The 20300-nt window shown below is 51.6% G+C and carries 13 protein-coding genes and 1 riboswitch; of the genes, 5 read left to right on the top strand and 8 right to left on the bottom strand.

Annotated features, from left to right (window positions below; translation table 11 throughout):
- Nucleotides 1–38: 38 nt before the first annotated feature.
- Nucleotides 39–260, bottom strand: a riboswitch (cobalamin riboswitch).
- A 40-nt stretch (nt 261–300) separates the two neighbouring features.
- Genes B3007_RS06240 through B3007_RS06230 form a run of 3 tightly spaced genes read right to left on the bottom strand, consistent with a single transcriptional unit; the run spans nt 301 to nt 4291 of the window.
- The gene (locus B3007_RS06240) at nt 301–2244 is read right to left on the bottom strand and encodes a two-component system sensor histidine kinase NtrB (RefSeq protein WP_301378028.1); all 1944 of its coding nucleotides are present in this window, start codon (nt 2242–2244) and stop codon (nt 301–303) included.
- Nucleotides 2245–2269: 25 nt separating this feature from the next.
- Complete coding sequence (locus tag B3007_RS06235; RefSeq protein ID WP_297534001.1) at nt 2270–3199, bottom strand: ketopantoate reductase family protein; 930 nt, start codon at nt 3197–3199, stop codon at nt 2270–2272.
- Between the two features lie 15 nt (nt 3200–3214).
- A complete protein-coding gene (locus B3007_RS06230; protein ID WP_076515142.1) occupies nt 3215–4291 on the bottom strand; it encodes a hypothetical protein in 1077 nt (358 codons plus the stop codon).
- Between the two features lie 176 nt (nt 4292–4467).
- Between B3007_RS06230 and B3007_RS06225 the strand changes: the two genes are divergently transcribed.
- Both B3007_RS06225 and B3007_RS06220 read left to right on the top strand, forming a co-directional pair.
- Nucleotides 4468–4953 carry a YajQ family cyclic di-GMP-binding protein gene (locus B3007_RS06225; RefSeq protein ID WP_076515141.1) on the top strand — a complete coding sequence of 162 codons (486 nt, stop codon included), beginning with the start codon at nt 4468–4470 and terminating at the stop codon, nt 4951–4953.
- A 5-nt stretch (nt 4954–4958) separates the two neighbouring features.
- Complete coding sequence (locus tag B3007_RS06220; RefSeq protein WP_301378029.1) at nt 4959–6278, top strand: MFS transporter; 1320 nt, start codon at nt 4959–4961, stop codon at nt 6276–6278.
- An 11-nt stretch (nt 6279–6289) separates the two neighbouring features.
- Here B3007_RS06220 and B3007_RS06215 read toward each other — a convergent pair whose 3' ends face one another.
- The 5 genes from B3007_RS06215 to B3007_RS06195 form a co-directional block, all read right to left on the bottom strand.
- On the bottom strand, nt 6290–9340 hold the full coding sequence (locus B3007_RS06215) for an error-prone DNA polymerase (RefSeq protein WP_301378030.1): 3051 nt from the start codon (nt 9338–9340) through the stop codon (nt 6290–6292).
- 11 nt (nt 9341–9351) lie between these two features.
- Entirely contained in the window at nt 9352–10746 is a 1395-nt protein-coding gene (locus B3007_RS06210; RefSeq protein ID WP_301378031.1) for a Y-family DNA polymerase, read from the bottom strand.
- Nucleotides 10747–10750: 4 nt separating this feature from the next.
- Nucleotides 10751–11422, bottom strand: coding sequence for a translesion DNA synthesis-associated protein ImuA (imuA, locus tag B3007_RS06205; RefSeq protein ID WP_068438463.1), 672 nt, complete (start codon nt 11420–11422; stop codon nt 10751–10753).
- Between the two features lie 156 nt (nt 11423–11578).
- The gene (locus B3007_RS06200; protein ID WP_068438459.1) at nt 11579–12007 is read right to left on the bottom strand and encodes a hypothetical protein; all 429 of its coding nucleotides are present in this window, start codon (nt 12005–12007) and stop codon (nt 11579–11581) included.
- Entirely contained in the window at nt 12007–13215 is a 1209-nt protein-coding gene (locus B3007_RS06195; protein WP_068438455.1) for a hypothetical protein, read from the bottom strand. Before B3007_RS06195 ends, B3007_RS06200 begins: the two co-directional genes overlap by 1 nt.
- A gap of 247 nt (nt 13216–13462) precedes the next feature.
- Here B3007_RS06195 and B3007_RS06190 point away from each other — a divergent pair, with 247 nt between their 5' ends.
- The 3 genes from B3007_RS06190 to aceF all read left to right on the top strand — a co-directional run bounded on the left by B3007_RS06190 (nt 13463) and on the right by aceF (nt 20284).
- Nucleotides 13463–15550 carry a putative bifunctional diguanylate cyclase/phosphodiesterase gene (locus B3007_RS06190; RefSeq protein WP_068438451.1) on the top strand — a complete coding sequence of 696 codons (2088 nt, stop codon included), beginning with the start codon at nt 13463–13465 and terminating at the stop codon, nt 15548–15550.
- A gap of 409 nt (nt 15551–15959) precedes the next feature.
- On the top strand, nt 15960–18641 hold the full coding sequence (gene aceE / locus B3007_RS06185) for a pyruvate dehydrogenase (acetyl-transferring), homodimeric type (protein WP_068438447.1): 2682 nt from the start codon (nt 15960–15962) through the stop codon (nt 18639–18641).
- 11 nt (nt 18642–18652) lie between these two features.
- Nucleotides 18653–20284, top strand: coding sequence for a dihydrolipoyllysine-residue acetyltransferase (gene aceF, locus B3007_RS06180; protein ID WP_068438442.1), 1632 nt, complete (start codon nt 18653–18655; stop codon nt 20282–20284).
- Nucleotides 20285–20300 lie beyond the last annotated feature (16 nt).

The raw sequence follows: 20300 nt of genomic DNA, 5'->3' as shown, positions 1-20300 counted from the left end.
CTGGAGCTCACTTAGCACCTGTATCGCCCACCGCAATACTGTTGGTTCGGATTCAGGCCGGTATCCGGGCTGACGACTGAAACCCTGAAGTTCAAAGGATTTCCGGCATTGATGCCTTCCCATGCTATGCACAGTGGCGTTGTATCAATACCTGGTCGATCACCGTTGCGGGGGCAGCGCTGGGTTTGTTGTGAAACTCACCAGTCTTCCCGTTTAACTTCTGTCTGGTGGACAGAGGCACCTGAATTGCGGTGGAGAGTACTCGTGGTGACCGGTTTGGTCAAGTTGAGGGCAGGTTGGTCATCCGTTTTCTTCGGCGGGAAGGCACAACACAAAGCAGGCTCCGCCAAGCGAACTGCGCTGATAACGGAGGCGCCCCTGATGGTGTGATGTAACGATAAAATACGATACCGACAGCCCCAGACCTGTGCCGTCTCCGACTTCTTTCGTTGTGTAGAAAGGCTCGAAAATATGCGGTGCGACATCCGCAGGGATGCCCGGCCCATTATCTTCAATTTCCAGGCAGGTCATGTTGTTCTGACGGCTGGCTTTGATTTTCACCTTAGGGTGCCAGCCATCGCCGCCATCGTATTCTTCCAGCGCCTGTTGAGCATTGCGCAGCAGGTTCAGCAGTACCTGCTCAATCTCACTCGGCACGCAGTGTATCTGGGCATCGCCTGCGGCCTTGTCGATATCTAGGTCTATATGTTTCAGTGACAGATCGTTGTGCGCGATGTTCAGGGTAGTGTTGATCAGTTCAGTGATACTGATGTCGCGCTTCTGAAGGTGATCATTACGTGAAAACTGCAGCATATTGGCGACGATGCGAGCCGCACGCTCACCGGCGTTCTGAATATGATTAAAAAACTGATCAATGCCCCTTCCAGTAAGGTACTGATTCAGAATCTCCATACTTAACCCGAGTTCGTCAGCAAGGCGCTGATTTGCCGCCAGCCCCGGATCAAGTCGGCGCCGGGTATTCTGTAAATTCTGAAGAATCGCCCCTAGCGGATTATTAATTTCGTGGGCCATGCCGGCAGCCAGCCCACCGACCGTCATCATTTTCTCGGTCTGTACCATAACTTCTTCCATGCGCTGGCGCTGTGATACATCGTCAATGCGTATAACAAGACGCGCCTGTTGACCGCTGGGCAAAGGATACGCGAGCACATCGGTGACCAGAATTTTGTCATCGAAGCGGATTTTTACCCGCTCAGATTTCACCAGATGGGGTGTTTCGCCGGGGTGCGTTGGCATCAGATTCAGCTTGCCCAACTCAGGTATCAGCTGCGCCAGAGGCAGGCCATTGAGTTGTGAATACTCCATGTTCAACCAGTCACCGGCCTGCTCGTTGCACTGCACGATCCGATTACGGGAATCAAGCGCGAACAGGGCGGTGGGCATGGAGTTCAGGATACCGTCGAGCAGTGTCTGAGTGTTTTTCAGCTGCACTTCAATACTACGGCGGACGGAGACCTCTTTCGCCAGGTTTTCGTTCATCTGGCGGGTTTCCGTCGATAATCGTGTTGCGCGTAAACGGGCATGTTCTGCTTGCTGATGAGCTGTTTTCAGGTGCTGAGTGCGTTGATTGCGGCGCCAGAAAAGATCGTTCAACGCCTCGATCAGGGGGTGAAGGTCAGGATCTCTGAGTTTCAGGGTAATGCGGCCATCGTCGTCGCGAGTGTTGGCTTCGCGAATGTCTTCAAGCAAATGCATGTAGGGGGTCTGCTGCCACTGCCGGGTCATCAGATACAACATAAATACGAGCATCGCTGATAAGGTAACGATAACCAGGCTGGTGCTCAGGGTGTCCATGTAAAAGAAGCCTGGCAAGGAAACATCGTTCCTGATGAATAAATCGAACTCGTCTCCGAGAATGGCAAAGCGATATTCAAAGTAATCCTCTGGGAGAGGCTGAGCATGAAGATTGGACGCCAGAAGCGTGGGGCCTTCGCCTGAGTGGCTGTGCGCCAGACGTTCTCCACGCTCGTTGTAAAGCCCAGCCTCCTGAATCTGGTAGTGCTGTGCCATGTGATACAGGGTGGTCTGTACGGCCTGTAGCTTACCGGGAGAGGCTGCCATCTGGGCTTCAATGATATGCCCCATGGTGCGTGACAGGTCAGGCGCCAGATGTTCGCGGCCAATGCGTTCAGCGGCAATAACGTATGCGAGGGTTGCGACCAGGATGATGCCTGAACAAACCAGTACCATGGCGAGCATCGATTTCTGTCGCGCCAACATCATATGAACCGGCTTCCTTTTCTGCGCATCACCATGCTGCCTCCAGGGCAGAAATTGATTGGTACAGACTTTCTGTCAGCGGTGCATTCAGTCCATTTTGTCTTGCATGCTGCAGTAAGTACCCACAGATATAAGGTAACTCAGTTCGGCGCTGATGCAATACATCCTGAAAGGTTGACGATTGATTCTGAGCCGTTGCTGCAGCTACTTTCTCTGCCTGTTGTTGAATATCGAAACCGGTTTTCCAATTCAGTTGATTAAACAGTGTCGCTACTTCACTGCTGAGGGCGTTGAAGTCGCTACGCTTTTCTGAACTGGTCAGCAGTTCACCATTACGACAGCGATAGTGTGCAGTCAGTGGATTGATGATGGCATTGATGGCCAGCTTCTCGTGCAGGACCTGTTTTATTTCGGTGGCCAACTTCATGGCGGGTGGGAGTTGAGCCGTTCCAATGTCTCCTGACAGCTGCCAGCGTCCTGCCACTGTCTGCCCCTTACCAGCGTAGATAACGGTTCCGTTATCCGCCTTGTAGGCGCCTTCTGTGGATGAAGCTACCCAGAGTTCAGCGCTGATTCTATTCTGTTTTAACCATGCAGAAGCTTCTTCCTGCTGCCCCATTCCGTTCTGAAGCAGAAGAATCCGGGAAGTGTTTTTAAGGTGATCTTTAAGATCACTTAAAATCTCTAATGTTGCAGCTGCCTTGGTTGTAACAATCAGCCAGTCGGCCTCTTCGCCACGCCAGAGGGGAGCGGAAAACGTGTCGACCTTGGGAGGGGTATCTGAGGCGCTGGCGGATGTTTGTAAAGAGAACTCTGTCTGTTGCCGGCGGTTGTGCGTAAAGAGCGCCTCAAAGCGACAGTGCCATGCTATCAGGGTGCCCAGAGCACCAAGACCCGCGACTACAATACGCAGGCGCTCGGTAGAACTCTGGGCGGTATGAATATCGATATTCGTCATAATCCGATTATATGACTACTGATTCACAACGTCCTTACTTTCTGGCTTGTCGGCGTCTTCCGCAGTGTCAGCGGGGGCAATGGAACCGTTTTCTTCGCTGTCGGCGGAGGCATCATCAGTCGGAGTATCAGCGGGAAGTTGGTTTTGTGGAGACGCACTGGGTGAATCCGCAGGCGACCAGAGCGCACTCAGTTTATCGAGAAGCGACTGGGGGTGATCTGCGGGAATCCCTCGCAACCAAAACGGAATGGTGCCTTCATCTTCGTCCAGCAGCTCAGCAATGGTTTCATTGCTGAGCTGGCGTTTTTCCAGTAACCAGGCGACCAACGGCATCAGGCGCTGGTACTGTCGTCTGAACGATGAGTCCTGCAATGATTCCAGTGTAATCCCAAAGCGGCCGGCGATGAGTTGCAGGGCGTCGTCCCTCAGTCGCTTCAGTTCATTTGCGCTGCGTCCGGGTTGATTCATTTCAGCGCGTGCCTGCTGTTTCTCAGCCAATGCGGGGCGACCAAACAGAAGAAATTCCGGGTGGTTGCTTTCATTGAGATTGAGCTGTGTCACGTGCGGTGTATTCATAAGTGATTCGTAACGCAGCGAGCGGTTGTGCCGGGTCTGACAGAGCTGATTGAGCATGCGTCCACAGTCGATCCAGCCTGGCGGATTCAATGAGCGATAGTGATGATCGCTGCTCCACGAATACATGCTGGCATCAGGTACCAGATTTCTGCTGACAGGTAGCTGGTGGAGGGTAATGATGAGATCAGCGAGACACGCCTGCTCGTCAACGAGAACCGGACTGATCTCTTCTGAAATGACGGCCTTGTGGGCATCCCAGAGGCGTTCGTGCTGGTCAGTGAAGGCATCGCGTATATCGTCGATAATACCGGGCCAGTCGCGCTGACAATCAAGCACGCAATGAATCTCGTGATCGAAGAATACGTAGGCGAGGAGCGTTGATCCTTCAATATGACTGAGCAGCTGAGCAGCATAGTCGTACTCAAAGACAGAGCGGAATATCGCTTGCTGTCGGGCTCCGGTTAGCCGGAAGTAATAGATTCCCGGGCCATGCAAAGTTTTCTGACGATTATCCATGCGTTGCTCTCAATATGCCTGTTCAGCGACCTGGGCTACTCAATGCCTTGAATAGTGGTGCAGATATGCTTTAAGACTAGTGCGTTTAGCAAGTTTCGCCAGTCTCCGGGCGGGGCGTTTCTTTGCAATATCTCAGACAGCGCGGTATATATGGCGACATTTACAGGAGACTCAATATGCCATCCTTTGACGTAGTATCAGAAGTAGATAAGCACGAAGCACAGAATGCCGTTGATCAGGCGAACCGCGAACTGAGTACCCGTTTCGATTTTCGTGGTGTCAGTGCCAGCTTTGAGCTGAAAGATTTTGTTGTCACTATGATCGCTGATAACAACACTCAGCTTGATCAGATGAAGTCTATGCTGATCAGCGCCATGATTAAGCGCTCTATCAAAGCGAACTGCCTCGAATTTTCTGATCCTCAGGGAACTGGGAAACAGGTGAAAATTCTGGCAACCATGCGTCAGGGGATCGATAAAGATCTGGGCCGGAAGATAGCTAAGCTGATTAAAGACAGCAAGATTAAGGTTCAGGCCAGTATCCAGGGCGATACCGTGCGGGTGCAGGGTAAGAAACGCGATGATCTGCAACAGGTTATGGCGATGCTTCGTGGCGAAGAATCCATCGATATGCCACTGGCATTCAAGAACTTTAAAGACTGATATTTATGAGCGGGATGCCGCTGACGCAGCTGCTACGTGAACCTCGTCTGCGGATGATCTTTTTATTAGGCATCTGCAGTGGTTTTCCCTGGGTTCTGATTGGCTCGGCAATGACTGGCTGGCTGACCGATGCAGGTTTGTCCCGTACCAGCATCGGGCTGTTTGGTTCTATTTTCTTCGTATACGCCATTAATTTTCTTTGGGCGCCGCTCGTCGACGGTTTTCAGCTGCCTGTTTTCAGGCGTTTAGGTGACCGCAAATCCTGGATTGTGTTTCTGTTGCTGGTAATGACACTGGCATGTTGGGGCATCAGTCAGATTTCTCCGCAGGCCAGCATGGTCTGGCTGAGCATATTGGCCATGACGATTGCACTGGCATCAGCGACCTGTGACATCGCTATTGATGGATTCAGGGTAGACAGTTTCGATCCAGAAGCTGAAGAGGCACTTATTCCCTATGCCGCGGCGTTTGCTACCAGCGGCTGGTGGACGGGGTACAGCTTGCTTGGTGCTGCGGCGTTTTATATGAAAGGTCTGTCGTCGATGGACTGGGCCGATGTGTTTTTCTATCTGGCCATGTTTTGTCTCTTTATTACCGCGTTAGTGACGGTATTAGTGGAACGAGACAATCGCCGTCGCGAAAAACTCGAGAGTCGTGTTTCTGGCCTGAGCCTAAGCGCACAACTTCAATTCACCCTGATTGAACCTTTCCGGGCGTTGCTCAGCCGTTATGGCAGTACGATAGTACTTTTACTGCTCTCTTTCTTGTTTACGTTCAAAATGGGCGAGGCATTCCTTGGACGTATGTCGATTACCTTTTACAAGGAAATTGGCTTTACCGATGCTCAGATTGCCACCTATTCGAAGATGGTGACCTGGTGGGTGACCATCGTTTTCAGCCTGATAGGTGCGTATTTTAATCAGAAACTGGGTATTTTCAGGGGGCTACTGATCGGTGGGTTGGCGATGGCCGGAACCAATCTCCTGTTTGCGTGGATTGCCGTTACCGGGCCGCTGGAGAGCCTCTATCTGTTTGCGGTGATTGCAGATGGATTCACCAGCGCATTTGCGACCGTGGTACTGGTCAGCTTCGTAACTCTGCTGACTGACCGGGTATTTTCAGCGACTCAGTACGCTTTGCTGGCATCGATCGCGAATTTTGGCAGGACGACAGTGTCAGGTGCCAGCGGTTATGTGGTCGATTACCTCAACGGTGACTGGGCGACCTTCTTTGTATTAACCACCCTGATGGTCTTACCGAGCCTGGTGATTCTCTGGTGGTTGATTCGTCTGTTGCAGGCCCGCAACTTCTTGTCCCGTGACTAAGAGCGTAGCACTCAGTGGAAGTCGTGCGACTGTACTTTCAGCCGCTCCAGTGAACCACTCAGATCGAGTAGCCGGTATGCAATCATATGGGTAATGCCGCTTTCGGGGTCTTGCTCAACTTTTCCGTATACCTGTAGTAACCGTGCATGAATCAAAGTATCCAGCTGACGTTTTGCCGTAGCCAGCCAGACCACAATATTCGAGCAACCGGTTTCATCTTCGAGCGTAATAAAGGTCACGCCTGCTGAGGTTCCGGGGCGTTGGCGACACGTGACAATACCGCTGATATAGCTTTCGTCTCCGTGTTTCAGTTGTTTTAAACCTTCTGCTGTCACACTGTTCCCTAAGAGACCCTGTTCACGCAGGACTTCCATCGGATGGCGTCCAAGCGTCACGCCCAGACTCTGATAATCTTCCAGTAGATTATCGACTTCATCTGGCGCTGCCAGCTCCCAGGCTGTGGCTTGTGAAAGGTTCTCAAGAAGGTCGGGTTGATAAGATGCCGCAGCGGGTTCAGCGGCTTGCCAGCGTGCATGGTAACGATGCTCACTGAGGGCACCGAATGCACCTGAAGAAGCCAGCGCCTCACGCTCTTTGCGATTGAGCTGAGCAGCCTGGGTGCAGTCAGAAATGCTCTTGTATCCTGCTTCCGGACGCGCTGCTAACAGTCGCGTCGCTGCATCCTGATTCATACCTTTTACCAGACGAAGGCCAAGTCTGACTGAGCCATCAGGAAGTGCTTCGTGGTCCCAGTGGCTGTGATTAACATCGACCGGGTGAATCATAACCTTATGGTGTCGCGCATCATTGATCAGCTGTGCTGGGCTATAAAATCCCATAGGTTGGCTGTTGAGTAGGGCCGCCAGAAAGACGCCAGGGTGATGGCACTTCAACCAGGCGGTCAGATAAACCAGTAAAGCAAAACTGGCGGCATGAGATTCTGGAAAACCGTATTCACCAAAGCCTTCGAGCTGGCGCTGGATTCTCTCTATGTAGGCTTCTGAAAATCCATTTTGAAGCATGTTTTCACGCAGACGATTTTGTAGCCTGTGCATCTGGCCTTTCTTTCGCCAGCTGGCCATGGAGCGTCTTAATTGATCGGCCTCAGAGGCAGTAAAGTCTGCGGCGACCATGGCAAAGGCAATGACTTGCTCCTGAAATAATGGAACCCCGTGGGTGCGTTCAAGAATAGGTCTGAGTTCAGGCAGAGGATAATCTGCGGCTTCCTGACCGTTACGCCGCTTTAAATAAGGGTGCACCATATCACCATGAATGGGGCCCGGGCGTACGATTGAAACCTGGACTACCAGGTCGTAATAACAGGCGGGCTTCAGGCGCGGTAGCATATTCATCTGAGCTCGGCTTTCGACCTGAAAGACACCCACGGAATCTGCTTTCTGCAGCATTTTATACGTCGCCGGGTCTTCCCGCGGAATGTCACTGATCTGCATTTCTAAATGATTCAGGCTACGACGTATCGCTGTCATCATGCCCAGGCCAAGAATATCCACTTTCATCAGACCAAGCGTTTCCAGATCGTCTTTACCCCACTGAATCACCGTGCGCTCTTTCATGCTGGCATTTTCGACCGGAACTAATTCATGCAGACAACCTTCGGCAATAACAAAGCCACCAACATGCTGTGACAGGTGGCGAGGAAAACCCAGAATCTCTTGAGTCAGTGAACGAAGGCGTTGCGTTAAAGGGCTTTGATCGGAGTCTGGATAGACATGATCCATCCATTCGTGACCGTGATAGCGGCCAGCGTAGCGGGCAACAATACGGTCCTGCTCTGCAGTATTGACTCCCAGTGCTTTTGCGACATCACGCAAAGCACTACGCGGACGGTAACGGATGACAGTAGCTGCGAGTGCAGCACGCTCGCGCCCGTATTTCTGATATATGTACTGAATAACTTCTTCACGTCGCTGGCTTTCAAAATCAATATCAATATCTGGCGGTTCGTGGCGCTCTTCTGAAATAAAGCGTTCAAAAAGTAGTTGTACCTCTTGCGGATTTACTTCGGTCAGAAATAAACAATAACAGACCACGGAATTGGCCGCGGAACCACGTCCCTGACACATGATATTTTTTGAGCGGGCGAACTGGACGATATCGTAGAGCGTGACAAAGTAATGCTCGTATTCTTTCTGTGCGATCAGGCGAAGCTCTTTATCGATGGTTTGTTGGATATGAGCAGGGGTACCTTCAGGGAAGCGGATTGTCTGGCCTTTTTCTACCAGAGTTTTGAGATATTCCCGGGCGCACAGACCATCAGGAACTGAATCTGTGGGGTAAAGATAGGAAATTTCATCAAGATTAAATGTGCATTTATTAGCGACGCTGACGCTTTCCTGTAGCCAATGTTCAGGATAAAGATGTGATAATTTTTTAAGTGACCGTAAGTGACGCTCGGCATTTGCATATAAGTGATGCTTTATCTGCTGAACTGGCTGGTTCATACGTATAGCTGTCAGGCAGTCCTGTAAGCTGTGCCGTGACGGGTGGTGCATATGTACATTGCTCGCTGCGACAACAGGCAGGTCGAGGGTATCTGCCCAGCGGGCGATACCGATATAGTGATGGGCATCAAATTCATCCAGCGTCCGCTCTCCCAATAGCCACAGACGTTGATGAAAATGTCGGATTAATGCTGCGTACTCAGAGAGTATCTCTTGTTCAGCTGGCTGCCAGAGCAACAGACAATGTTGCAAATCAGTGAGCTGTGCGGGCGTAAACGTATAATGTCCTTTTTCTGCCTGACGCCGGCATTGAGTAATCAGTGTTGAGAGTTCAGCGTACGCTTTGCGCCCGGTAACGAGCACAATATAGAGGCCACTGGCGTGACGAAATTCGCTACCAATAATCAGCTTCAGTGACAGATTTTCTTCTTTAATGGCCCGGTGGGCGCACACAACGCCTGCGAAAGAGCATTCATCGGTCAGAGCCAATGCCTGATAGCCAAGATCAGCGGCTTGCTGGACTAATTCTTCGGGATGAGAAGCGCCCCGAAGAAAGGTAAAGTTACTCAGACAGTGAAGCTCAGCATATGGTGTAGTCACGGAGTGTCAGCCTATGAAAAATAGCCATGCAGAAACCAACGTTTCTGGTCATCTCTGAATACCCATAGCAATTGTTCATCTTGCATGACCTGATAATAATCCCGGCGCGTCATCCGGCTATCCCACCAGCCGCTGGTGATGCGCAGAGGGCCTTGGATAATGTCTGCGGGAGGCGGGTAGGGAACTGGCTCAGGCAGCAACCAGATAGGCCAGTCTCCGGTTCGGCTCAGGCTGTCTGTTACGCTTTCATCTGCGGGCTGTGCTTGCCATGAAGCTTCTGGTCGCGGGTCTCCAGTGCTTTGCAGTACCGACACCTGGCTGGCTGATAGCCTGGCTTGTAAGCGGTTAATCAGACTGCCTGACAGAGGCGTCTGGTCGTCTGTTGCAAGGCATGATGCCTGCTCATGCTGTCTTGAAGTGAACTGGGTGACACTAAGCTGAAGCTCAGTGACCGGGGCCCGCAGAGACTGTTTATCCAATTGATAACGGCACAGTTGTAACAGTTCTTCATAGCGGTATTCATGGTTGGCAAAGCTGAATAACCAACGGGTTTCCGGAAGTTCTCTGTGTAACAGGCGTAAGGCCAGCCAGCGGACTGAAAGCTGATGGTGGTGGAGAAATCCACAGAGGCTGTCGAGCAGACGAGCCAATGGAAAAAATAGCCCATTTCTGTGCTCGGCATCATGACTGAAAATGACTTTCTCAGAGAATTTCAGCGGCGGAGTAAAAAGACTAGAGGGCGGTTTTTGTTGTCCGTGTAGTTGCTGCAGTTGTTGCATCAACTGCGGACAGATACGACGACCAGTTTCTGCGAGTGGCAGTTGTAATAACTCTCCCAGACGCTGGATACCCAGTCGCTGTAGTGCCAGCAGCTGTGCATCGTTGAGATGCAATTTATCCAAAGGAAGTGCCTGTAGCGCATGCTGTTGTTGTACGGTATTCAGAGAGAGTGTCTGTATATCAGCGAGTGCCTGCCAGCGCGCAGAAACAGGCGTCAGGCCTAAGCCATATTGCAGTGGCCACTGATGCTGCTGACAGCCGTCTTTGAGCGTGTTAGCGAAGGCTTCAATGCCACCAAACAGCCTCAGCATGCTCCCTGCTTCGAGCCATAAGCCGTCCGCTGGGTCCGGGAATATCTGTGCAGAGTAGCGATATGCCCACAGTGCCCTTTGTTGCAGTAACTGCTCTGCGTATTCCTTGTTCAGGGTATGGCAGACAACTTCCGGACACAGAAATAACGCACTGGCGAGAGGCATGTCTGGCCGAATTCCGCATTGCCTTGCAGCAGTTGAAACCTGAACGACCCGCTGCTGATCCTGAGTAATCACAATAACCGGGCTGTGATAATCATGGACCAGACTGTGCAGGTACATATCCGGAAAGTAGAGATAGAGCCAGGCGTTCATTGGCTTAACCTGTCCGGGTTGCGCTGTTCAGTGACAGTGAAAAGGCATTACCCGGCCAGCGTCCCCGACGTTTAATAAAGCGCAGGTTTGCCTGTTCTGCTGAGATTCGTGTGACCTGAAGTCTCAATGGTGCGGCTGAAGCGCTGTTCTGGTGTTTGGCGTCGGGCCATAGCCAGCAGAAGTTCTTACTTGCTTCGCAGGCCAGTTGAATCCTGCGAATGCTGTTAGGGTCCGATTCAGGCAGCCATCCCATGACGGCGCTGCAGTGACCAGACCGAAGCCCTTCTTCGACGCACCAGAGTGCTTCTTTACGATCTTTGGGGTGGACCATCAACAGTCGTCGGGTATCTATTCCTGCCATTGTCAGGGCTGGCGCGTAGGGAATAGCAGGAGGAGCTACCATCATGATCCACTGCTGTTGATGACTTAATGTCGCCAGCACGGGTAGCAGAATATGCATATCACCGGAGCCGTACCTATGAGGGTAAATCTCGCAGACCTGGCCAGCTTGCCAGCCCCCTTGTGGGAGTTCACGGTTCAGCTGCGGATACCCAGAGGAGATGACTCTGGCACTGCTACAGGGTTGCTGAGCCGCCTGCCATACCAGCCCTTTGTTCAGAGCCAGGTCGAGAGGGTAACTCGGACCGGATGACGAATGTGATTGTGTCTCTGGCATACCTCTCTCTCCTATGAATGTTTTTATATACAGTACTGTATATAAAAACAGTGTTCAAGGAGTCGATACGACAGAGCACAAAAGACAGAAGAAAAAAGGGCCTCGCAGGCCCTTTCTTAGTTCAGTATTTTGTCTTGGTCGGCGTACGCCTACCGGTCAGTCGGTGGCATAAATAACGATCAGATCTTCCGGTAGGTCTGTGTCCGCAGTGAGGTAGCCAATGCTGTCTGGCGTATCAAGAAGATACTGAACCATCGCCTTCTCAGAATTGACTATCTGAGGCGGCGGGCGGCGACCAGTAAACTTCATCTGAGCCCAATAAGACTGAACCCGTGAGTCAGAAAGGCCGACGATCTTTATGTTAAACAGACTGCGTGTACGATTGCCGGGAGGTAGGGCAACAGGCTGCAGATCACGACCCACAGAGGCCCCCATAAACAGGTTACGTATCTGTTCACGGGATAATCGCACGCCGGTATTATCGGAATGCGTCACGATAATGATGCGTTCACTGGCGAAGGCAGCAAATGCCCCTGGTGCAAACAATAAGGTCAGCGCCAGTAAAGAGCTAAGTATGAGTCTCATCAGAAGATCCACTCCCACGCCACTTGGTAGAGGTAGGCATTTTCAGTGGAGTCATTTGCTGGGCTCATAAAGAAACCGCTGCGGCTTCGTGACTCTTCAAGCAGAGTTATTTCTGCTTTCAGTGCCATATTCATCCGAAAGTCCCAACGTGTTCCCAGGGTGTAGCTATCCAGGTTGCCATTCGGTGTGCTGGCAAATACCTGGTAGTAGGCCGTTGATAACATATCTTGCTGCGGGTTTCCGGTCGGGGGTATCGGCAGCTCGTTCGACATTTTGACTGCACTGTATTCGCTGCGGCTGTATGTCGCGTGCAGTGTCCAGTCGTTAATAACCCGGCCCGCCATCAGGTAGTAACCCGTGATCTCAGGAGCAATTTCGTACCCAGTGACTATGTTGACCCACTCTGCTTTATAGAATGAATTTAACGTGTCGTAGCTGAGAGACGTCTGCAGAGCGTATACATTACCGGAAGATTCCAGACTTTTGGCACTGTCGTTGTAGCCGAGGGCATACAGTTGTGAGCGCAGCTCAGATACATTCGGAATCTCAGTCGTGTTGCGCGCCTGATGGTATGACATGCGTAAAGACAGGTTATTGCGACTAATCGTAGCGACGATACCCGCCAGGTCTTCAACTTCTGTCTCAACGTCTACTTTTGAGCCGGCAAGGAACAAGTCGCCTTCGTAGTATCCGTAGTAAGCTTCGAGGTTGAGTGCCAGAGAGTTGCCTGAATGGTAATAACTGGCACTGGCGCCATTAAAATTAGAGAACAGGTAATTGTTGTAAACCTGAACAGGTGCGGTTACCCACGGGTAGCTGTAGCCAACGTCGTAACCGTCGCTGTATATAAAAAACGGTGTACGTAGTTTCCCTGCCCTGAAGTGCCAGGCGCTGCTTGGCTGATAACTCAGGTAAGCCCATTCCAGTCCGCTGTCACGATCGTCACCGGTATGTGCGACGAACTGGCTCGAAACGGACAGCTTATCGTTGAAGGAATAGGATGGCTGAACCGCTAACAGTGATTGCTCATCCAGAGATACTTCATTGGTATAGCCATCGAAACGTCGGCTGCTGTGGCTGAGGTAGCCGCCAATGACGCGGGCAAAGCCCGAGATTTCCAGATTGTCGGTCAGTTTTTCTGCATAGCATGCCTCTGCACCCAGAAGGAGGGCAGATACAACGGCAGCAACACCCGGTATTTTTATCATTATATGGTTGCTCCAAGTTGCGCCAGAGTACTCAATGTCGGCTCTGTTGCAGGAGTATAGTAATCAATTCTGCCCATACAGCTTGCGGGATGTCCCACTTCAGACAGTTTGGCCTAATATGTCATATAAGTGGTGGGCTGAGAAGGATAAATATCATTCCTTAACGGCCAGACATTGAACTTATAGTGAACTATGATCTGATGGCAGGTATAAAAAATTTACGACGTCAGGGAACAGAGAGAGCTACATGCTGATTAGAAGTATCAGAACGGCGGTGATGCTATTGAGTCTTATCTCGATTGCACTGGTCGCCACTTCTGTATTTTATTCTGCCCTGCGCGAGCACAGGGAGCTCTACACCCGTTACGTTGAAAGCGATCTCCGTGCACTCTCCGACAACATGGCCAGCGACCTGGTTGGGATTCTCAGCAAGTCGGATCATTTTTTCGACTTGAAGCGTTATCTGCTGAGCCTTGAGCCTTACGAAAATGTGGTTGGTGCCGCCATCTTTGACCCGCAGTGGAACGTACTTGAACTGTATGCTGGCCAGGCCATGCTTGAGAGCCAGGGTGATTTCCCCGTTGATTTCACGGACTGGAAGTTTTTCGAGTCCGGGGTACTACGCGACGACGGACGTCTGATTGCTGTCAGACGTATCGGCGAGCCACCTTTGGTGATGGGGCATCTGGCCCTGATCGTTGACCTTGAAGGGCCGCTGCTTTCGAGCACTATCAGCCTGGCATTACGCATTCTTCCTGTCGCGATTGCTGTGATCCTGATCATGGTGGGTCTGTTCTATGTACAGGCTAGTCGTTGGTTGTGGCCTTTGACTCAGTTATCTGAATTTGCCCGAAAAGTTCAGGAGACTAAAGACTATCGACTCAAGATCCCTGTATACGGTAAGTACGAGGTGTCGTCGTTAACGCAGGATATCAACAATATGATGGATGCGATCCGTGTTGAGTCCGACATTAATCAGGAGTACGTCGAACTTCTGGAACAGCGCCGGGAAGAAATGGAATACCTGGCGAACTACGACAGCCTGACGCATCTGCTTAATCGACAGAGCTTTATGGGCATTCTCGATGCTTCATTACGTGAATTGCGAGATAGCGGGGAAGGCGACCTGGTAGTCATGTTCGTCGATCTGGACGGTTTTAAAGAGGTCAACGATACGCTGGGCCACGAGGTCGGTGACAAACTGCTGGTTGAGGTTGCGGAGAGGCTGAAATCGTACATCCCGAGAGAAGACGTTGTCAGTCGTCATGGCGGTGATGAATTCCTTGTTTTGTGTCGAACCTCTCCTGATCACCCGGAGAGTATGGCTGAAGACATTGTCAGTGGCCTGAGAACAACTTTTCTGATTGATTCATGGGAGGTCCGGATCAGCGCCAGCGTCGGTATTGCGCGGGCGTCCGAAGGCGGTTTTGATACGCAGGACACGATACGTAATGCCGATGTCGCTATGTACGTTGCCAAAAAAGAGGGTAAGTCTCAGTACTGCTTCTTCCAGGAACATATGCTCATTGAGCATCAGCGTAAAATTGACATTGCCAATGCCATTGAGCCGGGCCTGGAGCGCGGCGAGTTTTACATCTGTTATCAACCTAAGGTCAGCAGCGATGGTGAACCCCGAGGTGTTGAGGCACTGGTGCGTTGGAACAGCCAAACGCTTGGCAGAGTGTCGCCATCAGATTTTGTTCCTATTGCTGAACGCTCAGGCAAGATTTCTGCGCTGACCGACTGGGTTGTTGAGCGTGTCTGCCGCGACGTTGCGGATTACTTTCAGGACCTTCCTGTTCCTATATTGGTCTCTCTTAACCTGTCGGCTTACGACCTCAAACGCTACCAGTTTTCTGATTTTATCCGCAGTACCTTTGAAACTTATGCCGTTCGTCCTGAACTGATCGAGTTCGAAGTGACGGAGCATGCATATCTCGATAATCTTGAGATGGCGAATCGATTCTTCAATGACATCAGCGAACTTGGTTGTCGCGTCGCATTAGACGACTTCGGCACAGGGTATTCGTCGCTCAGTTACCTGACTCGTATTCCTATCGATCTGATCAAAATTGATAAGCAGTTTGTTGAGAATATTGGCCTTACAGCCCGCGATGATGCATTGGTTTTAACCATTATTGAGATGGCCAAGCGTCTGGGGATAGAACTGTGTGCAGAGGGTGTAGAAACCGAAGCTCAGCGTGATTTTCTGAAAATTCACGGTTGTAACCTGATGCAGGGCTATCTGTTTGACCGTCCTCAGGAGCTAGAACAGCTCAAGGCCAATTTTGCCACGTCAATTTCGGATCAGTCAGGCGTGCTCACGCACCGATAGTCGTTCACCAATACACTGACTCAGTACTGGGAAATCCTCCGCCGCTCGTGATTCTGGCGCGAAGCTTTTGAACTAATTCCATACATTCAACTCTAGATCTTATGAGGAATAGGTTGTTCGGAGTGTCGCTTAGGGACACTGGTAAAAATGGGCTCATCAATCCGGACAAAAAGAGTCAATGGGCAGGATGAAACCCTACGGACATATCGGTGTCTCAATATTTGCGTGAAAGTCTTAAATGACAAAATAGTCACCTTTGTGACGGGAGCAGCAACATTTGTGGAAATGATTGGGGGCTGGTTCGGAGTTTTGCGACCAGCCTCGAATTTCTTTGCGGCCCCGAGTGAGTGTTTTCCCAGACTTTATCTATACTGAAAGCAGCACATGCCCAAGGTCAGGAGCCTAGCGAATGGATGATCAGGTCTACACGAACGATGCAGATCCTCAGGAAACCAAAGAATGGGTGGATGCAATCCACTCCGTTATTCGAGCTGAAGGGTTAGACAGAGCCCACTTCTTAATTGAACGTATCGCCGAAAGGGCCACCAGGGACGGGATGCCACTCCCGTATGCCCTGAATACCCCGTATCGCAACACTATCCCACCTGAAAAAGAAGCGCCGATGCCGGGTGACCTTTTCATGGAACGACGTATCCGCTCTTTGGTGCGTTGGAATGCGTTGGCGATGGTACTGCGAGCAAATAAAGAAGGCGCGGGTGATCTTGGTGGCCATATTTCCAGTTTTGCCTCCAGTGCGACGCTGTACGATGTGGGATTCAATCACTTCTTCCGTGCTCCAAATGCTGACAGCGAGCAATCGCCGCTGGGCGATCTGATTTATTACCAGGGTCACGTATCACCGGGCATTTATGCGCGCAGTTATCTTGAGGGGCGGTTCGACGAACACGATCTTGAACGATTCCGACAGGAAGCACTGGCCCCGGGACTGTCATCGTACCCTCATCCGAAACTGATGCCAGACTACTGGCAGTTCCCTACGGTTTCGATGGGCCTTGGACCGTTACAGGCGATCTATCAGGCGCACTTTATGCGTTATCTGTCTGCGCGAGGACTCGTGCCGCGTAAAGGTCGTAAAGTCTGGGCGTTTCTCGGTGACGGCGAGTGTGATGAGCCTGAGACTCTGGGCGCCATCGGTCTTGCCGGGCGCGAAAAGCTCGAAAACCTGATCTTCGTTATTAACTGCAATCTGCAGCGCCTCGACGGCCCGGTCAGGGGTAACGGTAAGATTATTCAGGAGTTGGAGAGTCAGTTCCGTGGAGCTGGCTGGAACGTTATTAAAGTCGTCTGGGGTCGCCATTGGGATCCTTTGTTAGCGAAAGACCGTAAAGGCCTCCTTCAGAAACGCATGGACGAAACCGTTGATGGTGAATATCAGAACTACAAGGCCAAAGGCGGTAAGTATACGCGTGAGCATTTCTTCGAAAAGTATCCTGAGCTGAAAGATCTGATTAAAGACCTCAGCGATGAGGACATCTTTAAACTTAACCGTGGCGGACATGACCCGTACAAGGTATTCGCGGCGTATCACGAAGCCGTGAATCACAAAGGGCAGCCCACGGTAATTCTGGCTCATACCGTAAAAGGGTATGGCATGGGTGGCGAAGCCGAAGGTCAGAATCAGGCGCACCAGGTTAAGAAACTGGATATCGATAGCCTGAAAGCCTTCCGGGATCGTTTCGGTATTCCTATACGTGACGAAGACCTGGAGCACCTGCCGTTCTATCGTCCGCCTGCTGACAGCCCTGAAATGACTTACATGCGTAAGCAACGTGAGAAACTGGGCGGCAGCCTGCCGGTACGTACTGAAAACTGGCAGGGCCTTACTGCGCCTGACTTGTCGTTCTTCCAGGCCCAGCTTGATGGTACTGGAGAACGTGAAATTTCAACGACCATGGCGTTTGTGCGGATCCTGTCACAGGTGGTGAAAGACAAGAACATGGGCGAACGCGTTGTTCCTATCGTGCCGGATGAGGCGCGCACGTTTGGTATGGAAGGCATGTTCCGCCAGATGGGGATTTACTCATCTGAAGGCCAGCTCTATGAGCCAGTCGATCAGGGGCAGGTCATGTACTACCGCGAAGATAAGAAAGGCCGCATTCTTGAAGAAGGCATCAACGAGGCCGGTGCATTTTCGGCCTGGATGGCTGCAGGCAGCTCATACAGCACTAACGGCCTGGCTATGATTCCTTTCTACATTTACTACTCGATGTTTGGCTTCCAGCGAATCGGCGACTTTGCCTGGGCGGCTGGCGATATGCAGTGTCAGGGCTTCCTGATTGGTGCTACCTCCGGACGCACAACACTGAACGGTGAAGGTCTGCAGCATCAGGATGGCCACAGTCACTTATTGGCGTCGACCATTCCGAACTGTATCTCTTACGATCCGACCTATGCCTATGAGATGGCAGTGATCGTTCAGGATGGTCTGAAGCGCATGTACGAGAAGAAAGAGAAAGTCTTCTACTACATCACCTCTCTGAATGAGAACTACCCACACCCAGTCATGCCGGAAGGTGTTGAAGAAGGCATACGCCGCGGTATTTATCGCTTGCGTGAGTCGGCTGGCACCGACAAACCAGTACAGTTGATGGGGTCAGGCTCTATTCTTCGTCAGGTTGAAAAAGCGGCCGAATGGCTTAACGAAAAAGGTATCGCTGCCAGCGTCTGGTCAGTGACCTCGTATAACGAGTTGCGCCGTGACGGTATGGCCTGCGAACGTGAAGCTCTGCTGTCCGCAGGACAGCGCACACCTGAGCCGTATGTGACCTCTCAGCTGAAACAGAGCGAAGGTCCGCTGATTTCTGCAACCGACCACATGAAAGCCTACTCGGATCAGATCCGTCCTTACATCCCGGCGGGTCGCAGCTATCAGGTGTTAGGTACCGACGGCTTTGGTCGTAGTGACACCCGTGACGCCCTGCGTCGCTTCTTTGAAGTCGACTGGCAGCACATCGCCTGGGCCGCAGGTTATGAGCTGATGAAAGAGGGCACTCTGTCTGCCGATGAGCTGGAAAGCTGGAGAGAAGAGCTTTCTATTGATGCGTCTAAACCAGATCCGCTGTACAGCTGAGGAAGGAACCGATGACAACATTGAAAATTCCTGACTTGGGTGGTTCCAGCAACGTCGAAGTTATCGAGGTACTGGTCAGTGATGGGGACAGCGTCGAGAAAGAGCAGGCTCTGATTGTCCTTGAAACAGACAAAGCTACGATGGAAATTCCGGCTGAAGAAGAGGGCACAGTAACCGGTGTGCTGGTGAAGGTCGGTGATAAAGTCAGCCAGGGAGACGATTTTCTGGAACTGGACAGTGCTTCGTCAGGTGACAGCAGTGCTCAAAGTTCAGATGGCGACGACAGCGACAGTAATGCTGACACTGCGTCTGAAGCAGAGACTTCTGATGAACCTGCCGAGAGTAAAGAAGCTGCTGGAAGCGGTGAGAGCAAAACCATCCCTATCCCTGACCTGGGAGGATCTAAAGACGTCGAAGTGATCGAAGTGTCTGTTCGCGTTGGTGAAGAGGTTGATGAAGAGCAGTCAGTGATCACGCTCGAAACCGATAAAGCCAGCATGGAAATTCCTGCTGGAGTTGCCGGTACGGTCGAAGAAATTCTGATTAAGATGGGCGATAAGGTCAGCGAAGGTGATCCTATGGTGGTGGTAAAAACCGCTGCCACTGCTAAGCAGGAAAGCAAGCCAGCACCCGCCAGCTCTAGCGAAAGCAAGGATAAGAAACCGGAGTCTGCACCTGCGTCAACGGCTTCTCAAGCTACGCCAGCTAAGAGCAACGCTGCACCGGCGATGTCGGCCGTTGCGGCATCGCCTTCGAAGCAGGTTCATGCTGGCCCTGCGGTCCGTAAGGTGGCACGGGAATTTGGTGTCGATCTGGCGTTAGTTGCGGGCTCTGGCCCTAAAGGGCGTGTTCTTAAGGAGGATGTTCAGGCCTTTGTTAAAGAGCGTGTGAACGGTCCTGCAAGCGCAGGCGGAACAGGCATCCCAGCAGTCCCAGAGGTGGACTTCTCGCAGTTTGGCCCGGTAACTACAGAGGCTCTGAACAACATTAAGCGAGCTACAGCACGCTCGATGACGACGGCCTGGTTGAACGTGCCTCAGGTAACTCAGTTTGACCACGCTGATATCACGGGGCTGGAGGCTTTCCGTAAGGAACAGAACGCCAACGGAGACGTGCGCTACTCGATTGTTCCTTTCGTACTAAAAGCCATCGCGAAACTACTGAAAGAGTTTCCTACCTTCAACTCGTCGCTCGCACCGGACGGTGAATCGCTGATTATGAAGGGGTACGTTCATATTGGCGTTGCGGTAGATACACCGAAAGGACTGCTGGTCCCTGTAATTCGTGATGTCGATCAGAAGTCGGTTACAGAAATTACACAAGAACTGGGCAATAAGGCCAGCCTGGCCCGTGAAGGTAAACTATCCTTAAAGGACATGCAGGGAGGTTGCTTCAGTCTTTCCAGTCTGGGCGGAATCGGTGGTACTGCATTTACACCGATTGTTAATCCGCCAGAGGTTGCCATTCTGGGCCTGTCACGGTCTGAAATGAAACCCGTCTGGAATGGATCTGAATTTGTTCCTCGCTTGATGTTGCCTCTGTCGCTTTCATACGACCATCGGGTGATCGACGGGGCTGAAGCAGCGCGCTTCAGCCAGAAACTCGTGAGTTATCTGGAGGATATGCGGCAGCTCTTGATGTGATGTTTTAGCGGAGATT

The organism is Thalassolituus sp. UBA675 (assembly GCF_002297765.1).
Taxonomy (GTDB): domain Bacteria; phylum Pseudomonadota; class Gammaproteobacteria; order Pseudomonadales; family Oceanobacteraceae; genus Thalassolituus.
The sequence above is the reverse complement of the archived record's forward strand: the minus strand, read 5'-3'. Positions and strand labels throughout refer to the sequence as shown.